Source organism: Nocardiopsis ansamitocini, assembly GCF_030268225.1.
GTDB classification, from domain to species: Bacteria; Actinomycetota; Actinomycetes; order Streptosporangiales; family Streptosporangiaceae; genus Nocardiopsis_D; species Nocardiopsis_D ansamitocini.
The window spans coordinates 1-375 of record NZ_BSQG01000041.1 but is presented as its reverse complement, the minus strand read 5'-3'; the positions used below and the strand labels follow the sequence as shown (position 1 = coordinate 375).

General features: G+C 71.5%; 1 pseudogene. It reads right to left on the bottom strand.

Features of this window, described 5'->3' with window-relative positions:
• Nucleotides 1–375 (bottom strand): annotated as a pseudogene (locus QSJ59_RS24305) (activator-dependent family glycosyltransferase); the annotation flags it as partial.

Genomic DNA, 375 nt, shown 5'->3' with positions numbered 1-375 from the left:
TGGTGGCCTGGCCGTGGACGAGTTCTTCGTCGTAGTCGAGGCCGTAGCGTGCGGCGAGGGCGGTGAGCCAGGCGGCTAGGGGGTCTTCTTGCTGGTCGGGGGGCTGCTCGCCCATCCGCCGCAGGAACAACCCCCGCATCCGCCCGAGGGTGTCGACCCCCCAGAGGAAGCGGACGTGGGCGGCCCCGCAGGCCCTGGCCGCGATCGCCCCCGCGAACGTCGTGGGCTCCCAGATCACCAGGTCCGGACGCCACTGGCGGCACAACGCCACCAGGTCGTCGACCATGGGGTCGTTGACCATGCGCCACCACCACGGCACCACCCGCCGGTAGCCGTCCCGGAGGTACTCCCAGGAGATCTCCTCGGCCGGATCAC